Annotated in this window: 14 protein-coding genes; 8 read left to right on the top strand and 6 right to left on the bottom strand. The window is 46.8% G+C overall.

Going from position 1 to position 18,594, the window contains the following annotated elements; genetic code table 11:
* Nucleotides 1-176: 176 nt before the first annotated feature.
* A complete protein-coding gene (locus tag DSM107010_RS17475) occupies nt 177-3,380 on the top strand; it encodes an efflux RND transporter permease subunit (protein WP_106168334.1) in 3,204 nt (1,067 codons plus the stop codon).
* 70 nt (nt 3,381-3,450) lie between these two features.
* Here DSM107010_RS17475 and aptA read toward each other — a convergent pair whose 3' ends face one another.
* Both aptA and DSM107010_RS42295 read right to left on the bottom strand, forming a co-directional pair.
* Nucleotides 3,451-4,785 carry an omega-aminotransferase AptA gene (gene aptA, locus DSM107010_RS17470; protein ID WP_106168335.1) on the bottom strand — a complete coding sequence of 445 codons (1,335 nt, stop codon included), beginning with the start codon at nt 4,783-4,785 and terminating at the stop codon, nt 3,451-3,453.
* Nucleotides 4,786-4,813: 28 nt separating this feature from the next.
* The gene (locus tag DSM107010_RS42295; protein WP_258183917.1) at nt 4,814-4,936 is read right to left on the bottom strand and encodes a hypothetical protein; all 123 of its coding nucleotides are present in this window, start codon (nt 4,934-4,936) and stop codon (nt 4,814-4,816) included.
* Between DSM107010_RS42295 and recR the strand changes: the two genes are divergently transcribed.
* A complete protein-coding gene (gene recR, locus DSM107010_RS17465; RefSeq protein ID WP_106168336.1) occupies nt 4,917-5,531 on the top strand; it encodes a recombination mediator RecR in 615 nt (204 codons plus the stop codon). The two genes, DSM107010_RS42295 and recR, sit on opposite strands and share 20 nt — an antisense overlap.
* Before the next feature lie 64 nt (nt 5,532-5,595).
* On the opposite strand, the gene DSM107010_RS17460 is transcribed toward recR, so the two are convergent.
* The 3 genes from DSM107010_RS17460 to DSM107010_RS39720 form a co-directional block, all read right to left on the bottom strand.
* A complete protein-coding gene (locus DSM107010_RS17460; protein WP_106168337.1) occupies nt 5,596-6,684 on the bottom strand; it encodes a PstS family phosphate ABC transporter substrate-binding protein in 1,089 nt (362 codons plus the stop codon).
* Nucleotides 6,685-6,769: 85 nt separating this feature from the next.
* Nucleotides 6,770-7,726: a GTPase Era gene (gene era / locus DSM107010_RS17455; protein ID WP_106168338.1), complete on the bottom strand. Its 957-nt coding sequence runs from the start codon at nt 7,724-7,726 to the stop codon at nt 6,770-6,772.
* Nucleotides 7,727-7,803: 77 nt separating this feature from the next.
* Nucleotides 7,804-8,058, bottom strand: a complete 255-nt coding sequence (locus tag DSM107010_RS39720; protein WP_199755601.1) for a hypothetical protein — start codon at nt 8,056-8,058, stop codon at nt 7,804-7,806.
* Between DSM107010_RS39720 and DSM107010_RS17450 the strand changes: the two genes are divergently transcribed.
* The 4 genes from DSM107010_RS17450 (at nt 7,984) to argC (ending at nt 13,276) form a co-directional block, all read left to right on the top strand.
* On the top strand, nt 7,984-9,063 hold the full coding sequence (locus DSM107010_RS17450; RefSeq protein ID WP_015154798.1) for an ATP-dependent 6-phosphofructokinase: 1,080 nt from the start codon (nt 7,984-7,986) through the stop codon (nt 9,061-9,063). The two genes, DSM107010_RS39720 and DSM107010_RS17450, sit on opposite strands and share 75 nt — an antisense overlap.
* Nucleotides 9,064-9,515: 452 nt before the next feature.
* A complete protein-coding gene (locus DSM107010_RS17445; protein WP_127023472.1) occupies nt 9,516-10,544 on the top strand; it encodes a response regulator in 1,029 nt (342 codons plus the stop codon).
* 58 nt (nt 10,545-10,602) lie between these two features.
* Entirely contained in the window at nt 10,603-11,685 is a 1,083-nt protein-coding gene (locus DSM107010_RS17440) for a hypothetical protein (protein ID WP_127023469.1), read from the top strand.
* Between the two features lie 532 nt (nt 11,686-12,217).
* Entirely contained in the window at nt 12,218-13,276 is a 1,059-nt protein-coding gene (gene argC / locus DSM107010_RS17430) for an N-acetyl-gamma-glutamyl-phosphate reductase (RefSeq protein ID WP_106169078.1), read from the top strand.
* Nucleotides 13,277-13,371: 95 nt separating this feature from the next.
* Here the strand turns inward: argC and eno are convergent, their stop codons facing one another.
* The gene (eno, locus tag DSM107010_RS17425) at nt 13,372-14,661 is read right to left on the bottom strand and encodes a phosphopyruvate hydratase (protein WP_106169077.1); all 1,290 of its coding nucleotides are present in this window, start codon (nt 14,659-14,661) and stop codon (nt 13,372-13,374) included.
* A gap of 377 nt (nt 14,662-15,038) precedes the next feature.
* Between eno and gloA the strand changes: the two genes are divergently transcribed.
* Together gloA and clpB are read left to right on the top strand one after the other, a co-directional pair.
* Complete coding sequence (gene gloA, locus DSM107010_RS17420) at nt 15,039-15,464, top strand: lactoylglutathione lyase (RefSeq protein WP_015154803.1); 426 nt, start codon at nt 15,039-15,041, stop codon at nt 15,462-15,464.
* Nucleotides 15,465-15,722: 258 nt separating this feature from the next.
* A complete protein-coding gene (gene clpB, locus DSM107010_RS17415; RefSeq protein ID WP_015154804.1) occupies nt 15,723-18,380 on the top strand; it encodes an ATP-dependent chaperone ClpB in 2,658 nt (885 codons plus the stop codon).
* The last annotated feature ends 214 nt before the right edge of the window (nt 18,381-18,594 follow it).

The raw sequence follows: 18,594 nt of genomic DNA, 5'->3' as shown, positions 1-18,594 counted from the left end.
AGACAAGGGAGTCAATGGTCAATAGTTATTGGTCAATGGTTAATAGCAATCAACTATTAGCTATGAACTATGAACCACTCCCTACTCCTGTACGGGCGGGTTCACCTGAAATTTTTGCTAGTAGCAAAGCCGCTTGGTAAACCCGCCTCTACAACTACCCTACTCCCTACTCCCTCATGTTTGTTGACTTTTTTATCAAGCGACCAGTTTTTACGAGCGTCTGCGCCATCATTATTTTGCTGGTAGGAGCGATTAGCATTCCTACCCTGCCCGCCGCTCAATATCCTGAAATTGCGCCGCCCCAAGTGCAAGTCACTGCTAACTATGTTGGGGCAAGTGCAGAAGTCGTAGAAGATACAGTAACGACAGTACTAGAACGAGAAATTAACGGCGTTGATGGGATGAGATACATCAACTCCAGTAGCGCCAACGACGGTACGAGTACGATTACAGTCACGTTTGAAGCAGGACGGGATCTCGATATTGCTGCTGTAGACGTGCAAAACCGCGTTTCGATCGCCGAACCGCAGTTGCCGCAAGAAGTGCGTCAAGTCGGCGTGACGGTGACAAAGCAGACCAACAACCTGCTGTTAGGCATGGGTATATTCTCGCCTAACAAGCAGTATGACAACGTGTTCTTGAGCAACTACGTCGATCTTTATATGGTCGATGCCTTGCAACGAGTCAAGGGCGTGAGCGAGGCGCGGATTTTTGGCGAACGTCGCTATGCTATGCGCCTGTGGCTAGATCCCGATAAACTCGCCAGCCGCAATTTAGCAGCACAAGATGTCGTCGATGCTGTTGAAGAACAAAACTTGCAAGTAGGTGCGGGACAAATCGGTCAGCCACCTACAGAAGACGGACAGCAATATCAAATTGACTTGCGGGCTGTGGGTAGACTTGTTGACGTGTCTCAGTTTGAAGACATGGTAATCTCGACCGCACCAGACGGAACCCTGATTAAATTGAGCGATGTGGGGCGGGTAGAATTGGGGGCGCAAAACTACAGTTCGTTCCTGCGGTATCGGGGTCAAGAGGCGGTAGGGATCGGGATCTTTCCGATTCCAGGTAGCAACGATTTGGAGGTGGCGCGAAATGTTAAAGCCGAAATGGAACGGCTATCTCAACAATTTCCGCCAGGGATGGAATATCAGGTAGCCTATGACACGACCTTATTTGTAGAAGAGTCCCTCAAAGAAGTCATTATTACCCTGCTCATGTCTGTGGCGCTGGTAATTGCGGTGATTTACCTGTTCTTGCAGGACTGGCGCACGACTTTGATTCCGGTTGTGACAATTCCTCTAGCTTTGATCGGCACGTTTGCTTTTGTTAAAGCGTTCAATTTCTCGATTAACTCTTTGACGTTGTTCGGTTTAACCCTTGCTACAGGGATGGTAGTAGACGATGCAATCGTTGTTGTGGAAGATATCTCTCGCTTGATTCAAGATGAGGGAATGCCACCGCGTCAAGCAGCATCAGAGGCGATGCACGAATTGTTTGGGGCAGTGATTGCAACTTCCTTGGTATTGATGGCGGTGTTTGTCCCCGTCGCCTTTTTCCCAGGAGCCACAGGACAAATTTATCGGCAATTTGCGCTGACGATCGCCTTTTCAATTACAATTTCTACCTTCTTGGCGCTGACCCTTACGCCCTCACTCGCAGGCTTGTTGCTGCGACAAAAACCACCTGCACGGGGTCCTATAGCTTGGGTATTTGGTAAGTTTAATCGCTTCCTCGATTGGACGCGCCACAAGTACGAGCGATCGCTCAGTTTCCTAACGCGGATCAAACCGATTGTTTTGGGAATATTTGTCGTCTTCTTAGGACTAACGGCATGGTTGTATCAAATCGTCCCCACCGGATTTTTACCCGATGAAGACCAAGGTTATTTCATCACCCTAATTCAAGGACCCGAAGGAGCTTCGCTGAACTACACCAGCGACGTGATGCGGAAAATCGAAACTGAATATCTGAAATTACCCGAAGTCAAAGCAACTTTTGCCGTTGGTGGTTTCGGTATTGGTGGTACGGGTAACACCGCTAACAGGGGAGCAATTTTTACCCCGCTCATACCTTGGGGCGAACGTCCAGGGGCAAATCAATCGGCAGAAGCTCTGATTAATCGGATGCGCGGTGTTGTTTCCCAATTTCCTGAAGCTAGAATTCTACCTGTAAATCCGCCCGCAATTCGCGGTTTGGGTAGCGTCAGCGGTTTCCAATATCAACTGCAAGACCGTCAGGGAAATCTTCCTCTCAACGATCTTGTCGGCGTAATGCAACAACTGATGCAACGTGGAAATCAAACCCCTGGATTGTCAGCTGTCTTTAGTACTTTTGGGGCAAATGCGCCGCAAATGGAGATCGAGATCGATCGCAACAAAGCCAAAGCCTTACAAGTCGATGTAGACGAAATTTTAAATACCCTGCAAACATACATGGGTTCGCGCTACGTCAACGATTTCAACCTACAACGGCGGACTTATCGGGTGTACGTCCAAGCCGACAAGCAGTTTCGCTCGAATCCAGAGGATATTGGTAAATTATACGTGCGATCGAATCAAACCGATCCCGACCAGCGGCAGATGATTCCGCTGAGCAACTTGGTAAAAGTCACCCCGACTACTGGAGCGCAGTCAATTACACACTATAACCTCTTCCGCTCGATCGAACTCAACGGTTCTGCGGCTCCTGGTTTTAGTACCGGACAAGCAATGGACGCGATGGCAAAACTATCAGCGGAGATTCTCCCAGCTAGCATGGGCTACGAATGGTCGGGGATTTCCTTAGACGAGACAGAATCAGGTGGTCAAGCACCGATTATCTTTGCTTTAGGCTTGGTCTTCGTATTCCTAGTGCTGGCGGCTCAATACGAGAATTACGTCGATCCATTGATCATCATGCTGGCGGTTCCCCTAGCAATTTTCGGAGCTTTGTTAGCTCAGAATCTGCGGGGTTTACCGAATGATGTTTACTGTCAGGTTGGTTTGGTGATGTTGATCGGATTGGCAAGTAAAAACTCAATTCTGATTGTAGAATTTGCCAACCAATTGCGCGATCGCGGACTGTCAATTACGCAAGCAGCAATTCAAGCATCCCAGGAACGCTTGCGACCAATTTTGATGACGGCTCTTTCGACCTTATTAGGGATTTTCCCCCTAGTCATTGCCGTGGGTGCGGGGGCAAAAAGTCGTCAAGCACTTGGTACGGCAGTATTTGGCGGCATGTTTGTGGCAACGTTCTTGAGTTTGTTTGTCGTGCCAGTACTGTACATTGTTATCAGTAATTTGCGCGATCGCTTTCAATCGCGTCGTCCACCTCAGCCACCCCAGCAGTTGGAACCCAGCGATACAGATGTCAGAGTCGCTTCTGAAAGCCGATAAATTTGCGATCGGTTAATACGCAAAATTTGTAGGGGCGCACAGCTGTGCGCCCCTACAGTCTATGTAATCATCACGCTAATTGCTTCAACACATCCGTTACCACGCCAAATAGTTCGTCGATATGCTGCTTTTCAATAATCAGCGGTGGCGACAGCGCAATATTATCTCCCGCTGCTCTGACTAATGCCCCTTGCTGATAGCATTTGACAAAAGTTTCATATCCCCTTGCTCCTGGTTTGCCTGGAATTGATTCTAGTTCGATCGCTCCTACCAATCCCAAATTGCGTAAATCGATAACATGGGGTAAACCGCGCAAACTGTGGACGGCATTTTCCCAGTAATCCGCAATTTCTGATACGCGAGTCAGCAATCCTTCTTTTTTGTATATATCTAACGTAGCCAGAGACGCAGCACAGGCGACGGGATGACCGGAGTAGGTGTAGCCGTGGAAAAATTCAATCCCGTTTTCTATTCCCTGGACAAAGGTTTGATAGATTTCCTCGCGCACGAATACCGCTCCCATCGGCACAGTCGCGTTGGTAATTCCTTTCGCCACCGTAATTATGTCTGGTATGACTCCAAAATAATCAGCAGCAAATGGCTTACCCAAACGTCCAAAACCCGTAATCACTTCATCAAAAATCAGTAAAATGCCGTGTTTATCGCAAATTTGGCGTAACTTTTGCAAATATCCGACTGGTGGTAGCAAAACTCCTGTCGATCCTGCAACTGGTTCCACAATAACAGCAGCAATGGTTGAGGCATCGTGTAACGTTACCAACCGCTCTAACTCGTTAGCTAAATGCTCGCCCCACTTAGGTTGTCCGCGAGTAAAGGCGTTATGTTCTAAATTATGAGTGTGGGATAAATGATCGATTCCAGTTACGATGTTGCCGAATAACTTGCGGTTTGCTCCCGTGCCTCCCACCGCCGTACCACCAAAATTGACCCCGTGATAGCCGCGTTCTCTACCAATTAGTCTTTGCCGCGCCCCTTGACCTTTAAGCCGATGATAGGCGATCGCAATTTTCAAAGCCGTATCGACAGATTCCGAACCAGAATTCGTAAAAAAGACGCGATTCAAATCTCCAGGTAACAGTTCTACTAGCCGTGTTGCCAATTCAAACGGTGCTGGATGTCCCATCTGAAACGTCGGAGCAAAATCCAACTGCATTACCTGTTTTTGTACCGCATCGGCAATTTCTCGGCGACCGTGACCCGCATTGACGCACCATAACCCCGCCGTACCATCAATTATCTGCCGTCCGTCAGATGTGGTGTAATACATCCCCTCAGCCGCCACTAACAAACGGGGACTAGCCTTGAACTGACGATTAGCCGTAAACGGCATCCAAAAGGCATCTAAATCGCTGCTGGGAAGATTGGTAGTAGTTGCTAATTCCATAGATTTAATCGGGGGGCTGAAAGCTCATTTACATATTAAATCGCATTGGTAAGTGGTAATTGGTAATTGCTAATTGGCTGCCGATCGCGCACCACGCACCACTCACTAATAACTGATAAAATAAAAAAGCGATCGCAGGAGATAAAACCACGGTTTACGCACGTCCTTTGGCTCGTTTGATCGAGCAGTTGCAGCGCTTGCCAGGAGTCGGTCCCAAGACCGCTCAGCGCCTTGCTCTACATATTTTGAAGCGTCCAGAAGCAGAAGTTGAAGCCTTAGCACAGGCTTTGTTAGAAGCAAAAAAACAAGTGGGTTTGTGTAAAGTTTGCTTTCATCTCTCAGCCGAACCCGTTTGCGAGATCTGCCGTAACTCTAACCGAGATAACAACACAATTTGTGTTGTGGCTGACTCCCGCGACGTGATTGCTTTGGAAAAAACTAGGGAATATCACGGCAAATATCACGTTTTGGGGGGAGTCATTTCACCGATGGATGGCATCGGACCCGAACAACTCACAGTCCAATCGCTGGTACAACGGGTGAGTCAACAACAACCCAAGGAAGTGATTTTAGCAATTGGTCCTAGCGTGGAAGGAGAGACGACAACGCTGTATGTCGGTCAACTCCTCAAACCATTCACCAAAGTGACGCGAATCGCCTTTGGTTTACCCGTAGGTGGCGATTTAGAATACGCTGACGAGGTGACGTTAGCAAGAGCTTTAGAAGGGCGGCGGGAACTAGATTAGGGAATTCGGAATTCGGAATACCCCTTCGCTTAAGCAAGCTACGGAATTCGGAATTAAAGATTTGTTAGTTAGCTAGTTTGTTTTGTGCAGTAGAGGCTGCTGCTTGCACGAAGCCAGCTTGTCGGATGGCTTGTTGTCCTTGGTCAGAAAGGAGGAGTTTGGTGTAAGCCTCTCCTGCTTGTTGCGCCCTACCTCCATCTTGCTTGACGATCGCGTATAAATTACGAGTTAGGGGGTAGCTGCCATCAGTAAAAGCTGCTAAGTTTGGTTGATGACGCTGATTAGGGCAAGGCTGAGATAGCGGTTCGCGATAGGGAGCGACGAAGCGATCGCTATTCTCTCCCAAGGGAATTGGCTTGACCCCGCATTGATGCACGACCGCACGGGCAGAAGCATAATAGATTGCACCTGGAGTCTGATTAACTAAACGCAAGGCGGCTGTTGTGGAGTTGACAGAGCGCACGTTTGTCCCAAAAGCTTGCTCTGACGTAGAAAAGATTGCAACCGGACTACCATCTTGAGGATGACGAGTGTATGGTACGATTGGCAAGTTTTCCCCACCTAACTGACTCCAGTTGGTAATTTTGCCTTGATAAATTTGCTGCAACTGCTCTACGGTTAAGCCAGAGATTTGCAAAGAGGGATGAACGACGGCGGCGATCCCATCCATCGCAATTGGAATTTCTGCCAGTGTCAATCCTTGCTTTTGTGCCAGTGCTTTTTCTGCTGCTGTTAGCGGACGAGAGGAGTGGGCAAAATCTAATTTCCCGTCGAGCAGCATCTGTATTCCCACACTAGAACTCAAATTACCATTAGGCGGCTGGATATAGCGCAATTGAAGTTCTGGGCGTGCTTGCTGAATCTGAGCGTCAACCACTTGGCGGATTGGTATCCATGCAGCACTACCACCATAGTTAAACGTACCTGATGGTACACCTGTCGTGCGATCGTAGGTAGAACCATTTGTTGTTGCTACTGGATTTTCTGAAGTTTGATTTGTAGCAGTAGCGCTGCTCCACAATTGAGGTTTTAGCCACCACAACAAACCACCAATAACCAGCAAGATCAGAACTTTGCCAATAATTAATCCTTTAATTAATAGGACAACATCTTTATTTTTCTTGAGTGGAGTCTGATTGGATTTTTCAAACATGTTTTAGTTATCAGGGAGCAGGGAGAGACAAGGGAGACAAGGGGGACAAGGGAGCAACTACCAATGACCCATTACCCATTACCAACTATTCTTCTACTTTGTAACCAAATTCTGATAGTCTGAGCCGAGATTGCCTCCATTTTGGTTGTACTTTTACAAATAGTTCTAAATAAACTTTCCCGGCGATTAGCTTTTGAATTTGTTCGCGAGCAGCGCTACCGATCGCTTTGAGCATTGCTCCTCCCTTACCGATCAGAATTCCTTTTTGAGAATCTCGCTCGATATGAATAGTCGCAAATACACGGGTAATATTAGGAGCTTCCTCCACTTTGTCAATAGTAATTGCTACCGAGTGAGGAACTTCATCCCGTGTTAGCAATAAAATTTGTTCGCGAATTAATTCTCCCATAATAAAACGTTCTGGCTGGTCTGTAACTAAGTCGGGAGGATAATAATAAGGACCAGGCTCCAAACATTCTACAATTGCCTGTTGTAAGGCTTCTAATCCCTCACCATTGAGAGCTGAAAATTTTAGCATCTGCCATTGGTAAGATTTAACGATTTCTTGGTAAGAACGATCCAAATCTTCAGTATTAGTCGATCGCCGGTCGATTTTGTTCAGCCCTAGAACTACAGGGGTTTGTGTCTGAGTTAGCAACTCGATAATAAAGCGATCGCCTCCCCCAGCAACTTGAGAACCATCGACCACAAACAAGACTACATCGACAGAATCAATCGCAATCTGAGCATTTTTGACTAACACTTCTCCCAACTGATGATGGGGTTTATGAATTCCTGGCGTATCGACAAAAATAAATTGAGCTGCGGGTGTGGTCAAAATTCCTCGCAAGCGGTTGCGCGTTGTCTGCGCGACTGGAGAAGTAATTGCAATTTTTTGCCCTACAAGTTGATTCATCAACGTCGATTTACCAACATTAGGACGACCGATAATCCCAATAAAGCCAGATTTATAACCAGGCGGGGCTTGGGGAATAGTTAATGCATCCGAAAAATCAAAAGAATCGTTATCTGAATTAATCACTGCCTAGAACTAGCTTAATATTGCAAAAAATAAAGAAATCTAAAATCAAATTGTAATTAAGATCGATGCTACCTGTTTCAGTCTAATGTACTGCTTTGGTAGAGTGGCGCGTGTTGATGCAGGTGTGATGCGTGGTGCGTGGTGCGTGGTTTTTCTCCCCCAACTCCCCTGTCCCCCTTGTCCCCCTTGTCCCCCTTGTCCCCCTGCTCCCTGCTCAGAAGCTCCCTGCTCCCTGTTAACTGATAACTAATAACTGAATGAAAAGAATTGGAATTTTGACCAGTGGTGGAGATTGTGCGGGTTTGAATGCCGCGATTCGTGCCGTGGTGCATCGCGCTGTCGGTACTTATGGCTGGGAGGTATTTGGAATTCGACAAGCCACTTTAGGATTGATGGCTCAACCACCACAAGCGATCGCCTTAGAAATTGACAAAGTTGATGGATTGCTCGTAGCTGGTGGGACAATTTTAGGAACGACCAATAAAGGCGATCCTTTTGCTTTTCCGATGCCAGACGGGACTATCCGCGATCGCTCGGAAGACATTATTGCTGGCTACCACCAATTAGGCTTGGATGCCATGATTGGCATTGGTGGCGACGGTAGTATGGCGATTTTACGTCGCCTTGCCCAACAAGGAAATCTCAACCTGGTAGCAATTCCTAAAACGATTGACAATGATGTCGGCGTAACCGAACTTTCAATCGGTTTTGATACTGCTGTAAGTATCGCCACTGAAGCTTTAGATCGGTTGCATTTTACGGCTGCCAGTCATTCCCGCGTGATGATTTTAGAAGTTATGGGACGCGATGCAGGACATATCGCCATCAGTGCGGGGATTGCTGGTGGTGCTGATGTGATTTTAGTCCCAGAAATTCCTTACACTGTCGAGCGCGTCTGTTACACGATTAAAGAAAGACAAGAACAGGGGAAAAATTATTCTCTCGTCGTCGTATCGGAAGCGGTGCGGACGGAAACAGGTGTATGTGTCATGTCCACCGATCGCTTGGGACAATGTCGCTATGGTGGCATCGGTCAATATTTAGCTGACGAAATTTGCACTCGGATTGGAGCAGAAACGCGAGTCACAGTACTAGGACACGTTCAACGAGGTGGTACGCCGTCGCCACTAGAACGGGTAATTGCCTCTGCTTTTGGTGTTGCGGCTGTCGATTTGATCGCCGAAGCACAGTACGACCACATGGTAACGTGGCAAAAACGGCAAGTTGTCAGCGTTCCTATTCCCGAGGCGATCGCCCAATACCGCGCAGTCAATCCTCACGGTACACTGGTCAAAACTGCCCGTGGTTTGGGTATTTGTTTAGGCGACGAGCATTAGTCAGTTATTAGTTATCAGTTATCAGTGTAGAGACGTTACATGTAACGTCTCTACAAAGTTCTTGGCGAATGGATTGTGGGGTGTGGGGTTGACTTGCGAATGCGTGGCTATAGACGGTTCAAAAACTGGTATCCACTATGTCTTTTCTCACCTAAACTCTAGAATGGTAAGAGTGAGTAGTTGAGAAAAGTGCTGTATGTTGTGAAAGTAAAATCTGAAAGCAGAAGTTGCGAAAGCAGAGGTAGAATTAACCATACGTGGCTAATGCCTCAAAGATAAACTAAAGTTAATTTATTAAAACTTTTCCGGTATAATTCAGATATTTTTTGACAAAATGAAACAATCTCACTGATGAGTCTGTGACTTTTGACGGATTGTTCCGTCTAGCTTGTTGTCCTTCCAACAGACTTCACACAGACTTCAGATTGTAGATAATAATACAGGTATATTGAGTGAACAGCTTCGATCTAGCTCCGCCTAAAATCCTGGTAGTTGACGACCATCCAGCTAGTCGTATGACGGCTGTAGCTATTCTCTCGGTAGAGGGGTACGAAGTTTTAGAGGCAGATAGCGGCTCGTCAGCGCTAGAGTCCGTCAGTCAAGGTCAACCGGATCTAATCCTACTGGATGTAATGATGCCAGAAATGGATGGATTTGAAGTTTGTTGCCAACTGAAGCAGGACGAACAGACAAGGTTGATCCCAGTCATTTTTATCACAGCTTTAAACGATAGACAAGCTAGAATTCGTGGGATTGAAGCTGGGGGAGATGATTTTTTAAGCAAACCTTTCGATCGCCTGGAATTAGCTGCCCGCGTCAAATCCTTGGTGCGTCAAAAGCGTTTGAATGAAGATTTAGATCATGCTTCGCAAGTGTTATTTTCCATTGCTAGAGCAGTGGAAAGCCGCGATCCCAATACTGGCGATCACTGCGAACGCTTGGTAAACTTGAGCGATGCTTTCGGTGGCTATCTCAATCTGTCCCGCCCTCAGAGACGAGATTTGATGTGGGGTAGTTATTTACACGATATTGGTAAGGTTGGCATTCCCGATGCCGTGCTGCTGAAGACTGGAAAACTAAATCCCAAAGAGTGGGAAGTGATGCGACAGCACGTTTTGATTGGTGAGAGAATCTGTCAACCTCTACGGACGATGCGAGGGGTGATTCCAATTGTTTTGCACCATCACGAGCGCTGGGACGGTTCTGGTTATCCCTATCAACTAGTTGGAGAACAGATTCCTTATCTCGCCCAAGTATTTCAAATTATTGATATTTATGATGCTCTGACTAGCGATCGCCCATACAAACGCGCGCTGTCTCAGGAAGAAGCATTAAAAGTTTTGGTTGCAGAAACCAATCGAGGATGGCGCAATCCCAAACTCGTACAACAGTTTATCAACTTTATTAACTCAACTGCCATCCCCGCAACCTCTCTGGAGGGACTTGGGGTTAGGATCGAGGGATTAAGGGCTAGAGGCTAGACTTTTTTTGAAGAAAAAGAAAGATTTCCTCAGCCTTTTTCAATCTTTTTCAATCCTCATGCTTCAAAAAGAGTTCTGCCCTACAGTCTCTCAGCTCTCACGATCGCCCCTAGCTCCTTCCATGACACTGCAAATTTCCTGTCCGGCTTGTCGTCATTCTGTCTATTTTCCCAGCTTTGAAGAATGCGATGAAGACTTTCTCGAAGGTATATGTCTCAAGTGTGACTATAGATATGCCTTAGTACGCACCGAAGTTGCTAGCTTTAATTCATATCTAGAATCATCGTATCGCAGTAAATATAATAAGCAACCAGAATACAGACGTGTTTATCAATTGCGGTTGTATAATGTAGGGAATCTATACAAAAATAATCTGCTGCAAGCACTAGACTTTTCCACTTTAGGACGAGAGGAAAGAATATCAGCTGTAGCTGGAGATAAACTACTTTTGCTTTATCTGATGCAAGGTAAGGTTTTAAAAGATTTGCTGTGGCTAGAAAATTCTCATACAGGTGAAAATTATCTTTTAAGAAAACCAGGAGCAAGAGCGAAATCTCTAGCTTTTAATATTAGTAAGTTTGCTCTAGCCATTACCGTACCGTTATGCATTCTAAATCCTACAACCAATAAACTGCTATTAGCTGCGGCTGCACCTACAGCGGCAGGCATAGGAACCTATGCAACTATGCGTCAAAGACTCAAAGAGCGCGATCGCCAAGAGTTAGGTAGGCTCACCTCTGAGCAACAATTGCTATCGCAAAAACATGAGATGGAGCAACAGATTCTCAAGCTGCAACAAGAGTTAAATGCTAATAAAAAATTGATTCGACGCTTAAAAAATTTACAGCAAAAAATGTTAAGCGCGCAACAGGAATTATATAGTCGTCAAATTGACATTACGAGCAAAGGGATCGACAAAATCGCACAACAAATTAAATTATCGGAAGAATTATTATACGGATATTGTCAAATTATTAGAATGATTTCTATAGAATACGAAACCTCGCGTATTGCTCAAGTACTGCCAGAAAATGTGGGTGAAAAAATTCTCAGGCAATTAGATGAACTAAAAGCAATTGAATTAAAAAAGCAAGAAATGGCTGCGCAAGTCGATCCGCAAAAACTGCTACAGGAAATTTGATTACCTGTTGGGAGCAGTTGTCAGTAAGAGCGTGAAGAAAGGGTGTGGGATATAGGGTGTAGGGAATTAGTAGTTGGTAATGGGTAATGGGTAATGGGTAATGGGTAATGGGTAATGGGTAGTTGTTGCACCTGAAGCCCACCTTCCCACCTGCACACAAAGCTCACCTGCACACAAAGCTCACCTGCTTCCTTGTCCCCTTTCGCCCCCTAATCCCCACTCCCTTCGGTCGTGGGGAAGAGCGAGTTCCCCCTTGTCTCCCTTGTCTCCCTTGTCCCCACACCCTACACCCTTTCTTGCGTTACAAAACGGCTATTTTGGCGTAACTGATAACTCACCCCACGGCTTACGTCAAGATTTGAAAAAATTGTTGCAACGAGATTTCCCTTTTAGTACTACAATGCAGCGAAAGTTAATTTTTTTTCCTAGTTTACAAATCCATTTCCGAGGCTAAGAGCAGTTGGCGATCGCCAATTGTCAAAGCCCGATCGCAATCGAGTCATAAAAATGTATTTCATCAGGATTGATTGTCATGGGTAAAGAAGGGCGCGTATCGGTAGGAATTGTTGGCGCGTCAGGCTATGGCGGGGTGCAATTAGTCAGATTGTTGATGGATCATCCTGAAGTAGAACTCGTCTACTTGGGTGGCGATAGCAGTGCTGGCAAATCGTTTGCTGATATATACCCCCACTTAGCTCATCGGGTAGCGCAGCCAATCGAATCTGTCGATCCAGAAGCGATCGCGGCAAGGTGTGAGGTAGTCTTTCTCTCACTCCCCAATGGTTTTGCTTGCGATATGGCTCCTCAGTTGGTCGATAAAGGTTGTAAAGTTCTCGATTTATCTGCCGATTATAGATTTAGCGATTTAGAAACTTATCAAATCTGGTACGGCAAACAGCGGCAAGACTTAGCTGTGGCAACAAAAGCAGTTTATGGCTTGCCAGAACTGTATCGCGATCGCATTGCCGAAAGCCAACTGATCGGTTGTCCTGGCTGCTATCCCACCGCCAGTTTGTTAGCACTTGCACCCCTACTAAAACAAGGCTTAATCGTTCCTGAAACCGCGATCGTCGATGCAAAATCCGGCACGTCTGGGGGTGGTAGACAGGCAAAAACTGGACTGTTGCTGGCAGAAGCAGATAACTCCTTTGCTGCTTATGGCGTTGCCCGTCACCGTCATACGCCAGAAATCGAGCAAGTTTGCAGCGATTTGGCTGGACATCAAGTGTTAGTGCAATTTACTCCTCACTTAGTCCCGATGGTACGCGGTATCCTCGCCACCGTCTACGCCACTCTACGCGATCCTGGGTTAGTTAGAGAAGACTTAATTACCATCTACAGAGCTTTTTATCGCAATTGCCCTTGGGTAACAATTTGCGACAGTGGCATCTATCCCCAAACTAAGTGGGCGTGCGGCAGCAATCTCTGCTACATCGGTATCGAAACCGATCCCCGTACCGGTAGAGTCATCGTCTTATCAGCGATCGATAACTTGATCAAAGGACAAGCCGGACAAGCAATTCAATGCCTCAACATCATGATGGGTTGGGACGAGAGTTTAGGACTACCTAAGCTAGGGTTTTATCCCTAATTTTGGTAATGGGTAATGGGTAACAGTCAGCAATTGGTAGTAATTACCAACTACCAATTACCAACTACCAATTACCAACTACCAATTACCAATCCCTACTTCGGTCCCATCTTCACAGTTCCAGCATAAACAGCGCGATCGCCAAGTTCGTCTTCAATACGCAATAGGCGATTATATTTTGCTACCCGTTCGCTGCGACAGAGAGAACCAGTTTTAATCTGACCTGCGCGTGTTGCTACAGCTAAGTCAGCGATCGTCGTGTCTTCTGTTTCTCCCGAACGATGGCTGATAATCGAGCGAAAACCGTTACGGGTAGCTAGATCGATGGTTTCTAAAGTTTCCGTCAGCGAACCAATTTGATTCAGCTTGATCAAGATAGCATTTCCTGCTTTGGTTTCGATCCCTTTTTGCAGGCGGGTGGCATTAGTCACAAATAGATCGTCGCCTACCAGTTGAACGCGATCGCCAATTTTTTCAGTTAACATCTGCCAGTGCTGCCAATCTTCCTCATGTAACCCATCTTCAATTGAGACAATTGGGTATTCACCGACTAGTTTAGCCAAATACTCGATAAACTCAGTGGGTGCGTGAGCTGCACCGTCATAGACATACTGCCCATCTTTATAAAACTCGCTGGCGGCTACGTCCAAGGCTAATGCAACTTCCTCCCCAGGTTTATATCCAGCTTTGGCGATCGCGCTCATTAGTATTTCTAGAGCTACCTGATTCGACTCCAAATTAGGCGCAAAACCGCCTTCATCGCCCACACCAGTGAGCAATCCTTTGTCGTCCAATACCTTACTCAAAGCTGCAAAAACTTCCGCCCCCCAACGTAGCGCTTCTCGAAATGAAGGCGCACCAACGGGAACGATCATGAATTCTTGAAAATCGATATTATTTGCCGCATGAGCGCCACCATTGATCACGTTCATCAAAGGTACGGGTAGCACGTTGGCTAAAGGACCCCCGAGATAGCGATACAAAGGAATTCCGAGTAACTCCGCTCCTGCCTTCGCCGCCGCCAAAGACACCGATAAAATCGCATTTGCTCCCAGCTTGGCTTTATTTGGAGAGCCATCTAGAGCGATCATGGCGCGATCGATAGCTTCTTGGTTCAAGACATCCATTTGAGATAGTTGTGGGGCGATCGCCGAATTGACATTTTCCACAGCCTTGAGTACCCCTTTACCCCCATAACGGCTCTTGTCGTCATCTCGAAGTTCGTGCGCCTCAAAAGTTCCTGTAGAAGCCCCACTGGGAACCTGGGCGAGTCCCACCACTCCCCCAATTAAATGTACTTCTGCCTCGACAGTAGGGCGACCCCGCGAGTCGAGAATTTCTCTAGCAATAATGTTGTCTATAGCGCTGTCTATTGTATCGATCATGCTGCGTAGCTCCTTTTTCAGTTATCAGTTATCAGTTATCAGTGGCTAGTGGCTGGTGGCTAGTGGCTGGACTCAATTCTTGTCACTAGTCACTCCTCACTGGTTCTACTTACTACTCACTGCTCACTACTCACTTCATTTGAGTCAGGATAGGAATTTTACAGGCTGATGGGTACGATGTTAAGGATCATTTGACACGAAATTGGTTGTCATTCGTCATTTATCATTTGTCATTAGTTGTTGGTTGACGGTTGACAGTTGATAGTTGTTGGTTGTTGGTTGTTGGTTAACTGGTCACCGGTCACTGGTCACTGATAACTGCTCCCGACTCCCCATTCCCTAGAATAGAGATCGATGCTGAAATTTGGAGTCACTTAATGCGATTACTACACACAATGCTTCGCGTCGGTAACTTGGAAGCATCTCTCAAGTTTTACTGCGAACTTTTGGGCATGAAGTTGCTGCGCCAGAAAGACTATCCAGGCGGTAAGTTTACCCTGGCTTTTGTAGGCTATGGTGACGAGGCAGACCACACCGTTCTCGAACTCACCCACAATTGGGACACAGAGAAGTACAACTTAGGTGATGCTTACGGTCATATCGCGATTGGCGTTGATGACATTTACGGCACTTGTGAAGAAATTAAAGCTCGTGGCGGTAAAGTAGTACGAGAACCAGGACCGATGAAGCACGGTTCTACAGTCATTGCTTTTGTTGAAGACCCCGACGGCTATAAGGTAGAGCTGATCCAACTCAGTTCTAGAGAATCTGCTACTCCCCAGAAGGAGTTAGTGTCACAGTAGGCTGAGGTATACGTCGGACAGGGGAGAGGGGCAAGACAAGGGGGACAAGAGAGAGCTGAGGGAGAGTCGCGGAGAGTCGCGGAGAAAAAAACACTACACCCTACACCCCACACCCTTCTTTCTTCACGACTCCCGACTCCCGACTCCCGACTCCCGACTCCCAAAATAGGATAGGCTAATAGCGATCGCACCATCAGCACTAGATGGTATTTTCTTTCTAAATCTAAAATCGCCAATTTAAAATCTAAAATCGTTAAGATGCAGCCCACCGACCCTAACAAGTTCACCGAAGAAGCCTGGGAAGCGATCGTCAATTCTCAGGATTTGATGGTTCAACGTTTTCAGCAACAACAACTGGAGGTCGAACACCTCGCGATCGCACTTTTAGAACAACCAAAAGGGCTGGCTAATCGGATTCTGACTAAAGCTGGTGTCGATCCCGCAGCAATGAATCAGCAGCTTGAAGCTTTTGCCAAGCGACAGCCGAAAGTGGGTAAAAGCAGTCAGCTTTATTTGGGTCGAAATTTGGATCTGATGCTCGACCGGACAGATGCGATTAGAACGAACTGGCAAGACCAACACGTTTCAGTCGAACACCTGCTGATAGCGTTTGGGGAGGACGAACGGATCGGGCGTAGGGTATGTAAAGGCTTCAATCTCGATACGGCAAAGCTAGAAGCGGCAATTAAGGCGATTCGTGGCAATCAAAAGGTCATAGACCGAACCCCCGAAGCACGCTACGAAGCTTTAGAAAAATTTGGGCGCGACCTGACAGAACAGGCAAAGGTTGGCAAGCTCGATCCCGTCATTGGTAGAGACGATGAGGTGCGGCGCGTGATCCAGGTATTGTCTCGCCGCACGAAGAATAATCCTGTTTTAATTGGCGAACCTGGTGTAGGGAAAACCGCGATCGCGGAAGGGTTGGCGCAAAGAATTATCAAAGGCGATGTCCCTGAATCTCTCAAAAACAGGCAGCTCATTACTCTCGACATGGGTAGCTTGATTGCTGGGGCAAAATATCGCGGCGAATTTGAAGACCGTTTGCGGGCTGTATTACGGGAAGTTACCGAATCTAACGGACAAATCGTCTTATTTATTGACGAATTACACACCGTTGTCGGTGCGGGTGGCACGACTCAAGGCGCAATGGATGCGGGAAACTTGCTCAAACCAATGCTGGCGCGGGGAGAGTTACGCTGTATTGGCGCGACGACTTTAGATGAGTACCGCAAGTATATTGAAAAAGACGCAGCCTTAGAACGCCGCTTCCAACAAGTCTTTGTCGATCAACCCTCGGTAGAAACGACAATTTCGATTCTCCGAGGCTTGAAAGAACGATACGAAGCACATCACAGCGTCAAAATTACTGATTCTGCTTTGGTTGCAGCAGCGACTCTTTCCCACCGCTACATCACCGATCGCTTTTTACCCGATAAGGCGATCGATCTCGTCGATGAAGCTGCTGCCCAACTGAAAATGGAGATCACTTCTAAGCCCACAGAACTAGAAATCATCGATCGCCGTTTAATGCAGCTAGAGATGGAAAAACTCTCGATCGCAGGTGAAGACCAACGCGCCGCCATTACCAAAGAACGCTTGGAACGGATCGAGCAAGAAATTTCTACATTAACGCAAAAACAACAGGAATTAAACTCTCAGTGGCAGGGTGAAAAACAGATCCTCGACGCGATCGGGGCTTTGAAAAAAGAAGAAGAATCTTTGCGGGTACAGATCGAACAGGCAGAACGCGCCTACGATCTCAACACGGCAGCGCGGCTGAAATACGGGCAGCTAGAAGGAGTACAGCGCGATCGCGAAGCGAAAGAAACTCTACTAATAGAAATTCAAAGCCAGGGTTCTACACTGTTGCGAGAAGAAGTCTCCGAGGCTGATATTGCTGAGATCGTTGCTAAGTGGACGGGTATTCCAATCAATCGCCTGTTAGAGTCAGAACGCCAGAAATTACTCCAACTCGAAAGCCACCTCCACGCTAGGGTAGTCGGTCAATCTGAGGCTGTATCGGCTGTAGCAGCAGCTATTCGCCGCGCTCGGGCAGGGATGAAAGATCCCGGTCGTCCCATCGGTTCTTTTTTGTTCATGGGTCCGACGGGAGTAGGTAAAACAGAATTAGCGCGAGCATTGGCACAGTTTTTATTTGATGCCGACGATGCTTTAGTCCGCTTGGACATGTCCGAATACATGGAAAAACATTCGGTTTCCCGCCTAGTAGGTGCGCCTCCTGGTTACGTTGGTTACGAAGAAGGAGGGCAACTCTCAGAAGCGATCCGTCGTCGTCCCTATTCTGTGGTGTTGCTAGATGAGGTGGAAAAAGCCCACCCAGATGTATTTAATATTCTGCTTCAAGTGTTGGATGACGGACGAATTACGGATTCTCAGGGTAGAGTCATTGACTGCCGCAACACGGTGATCGTCATGACGAGTAATATTGGTAGCGATCGCATTCTCGATTTATCTGGAGATGATACCGACTACGAACAGGTACAACGGCAAGTTTTAGAGGCACTGCGATCGCACTTCCGCCCCGAATTTCTCAACCGCGTCGATGACCTGATTATTTTCCACCCCCTCGATCGCAGCCAGTTACGGCAAATTGTCAGCATTCAGCTCAAACGAGTCCAAAGACTGCTCGACGAGCAAAAAATTGGCATCGTGCTATCGCCAGCAGCTCAAGATTACTTGGTAGATATCGGCTATGACCCCGTATATGGCGCTCGTCCGCTCAAACGAGCCATCCAACGCTACCTAGAAAATCCTCTGGCAACTAAATTATTAGAGGGGACTTTTACCGAAGGCGACACCATTCAAGTCGATTGTCAGGATGGCGCTCTTTCTTTCCAGCGTCAACGCTCAGTTGTTACCTATGCGCCAGCTCTTTCTAAGCCTGATACAAATTAAGTCATAAACAACACTGAAATTTTCTCGTTGTTTTTAGTTAGCAATTTAGTGGCGATCGCCTCAGTGAATGCTTTTTAAATCGGGTATTCACTAAAAATTTGCTAATTGAGAACGACTTTTTATTGCAATCTATGTTGTTAAACGTGAGTTCGATGAGAAAAACTAGCCAAAAAGAAAACTGAGACCTATGCTCAAAATACACACACAATAGTCT

The organism is Chroococcidiopsis cubana SAG 39.79 (genome assembly GCF_003991895.1).
GTDB lineage: Bacteria > Cyanobacteriota > Cyanobacteriia > Cyanobacteriales > Chroococcidiopsidaceae > Chroococcidiopsis > Chroococcidiopsis thermalis.
Note: the sequence above shows the minus strand (reverse complement) of the source record. Positions and strands in the feature narration are given on the sequence as shown.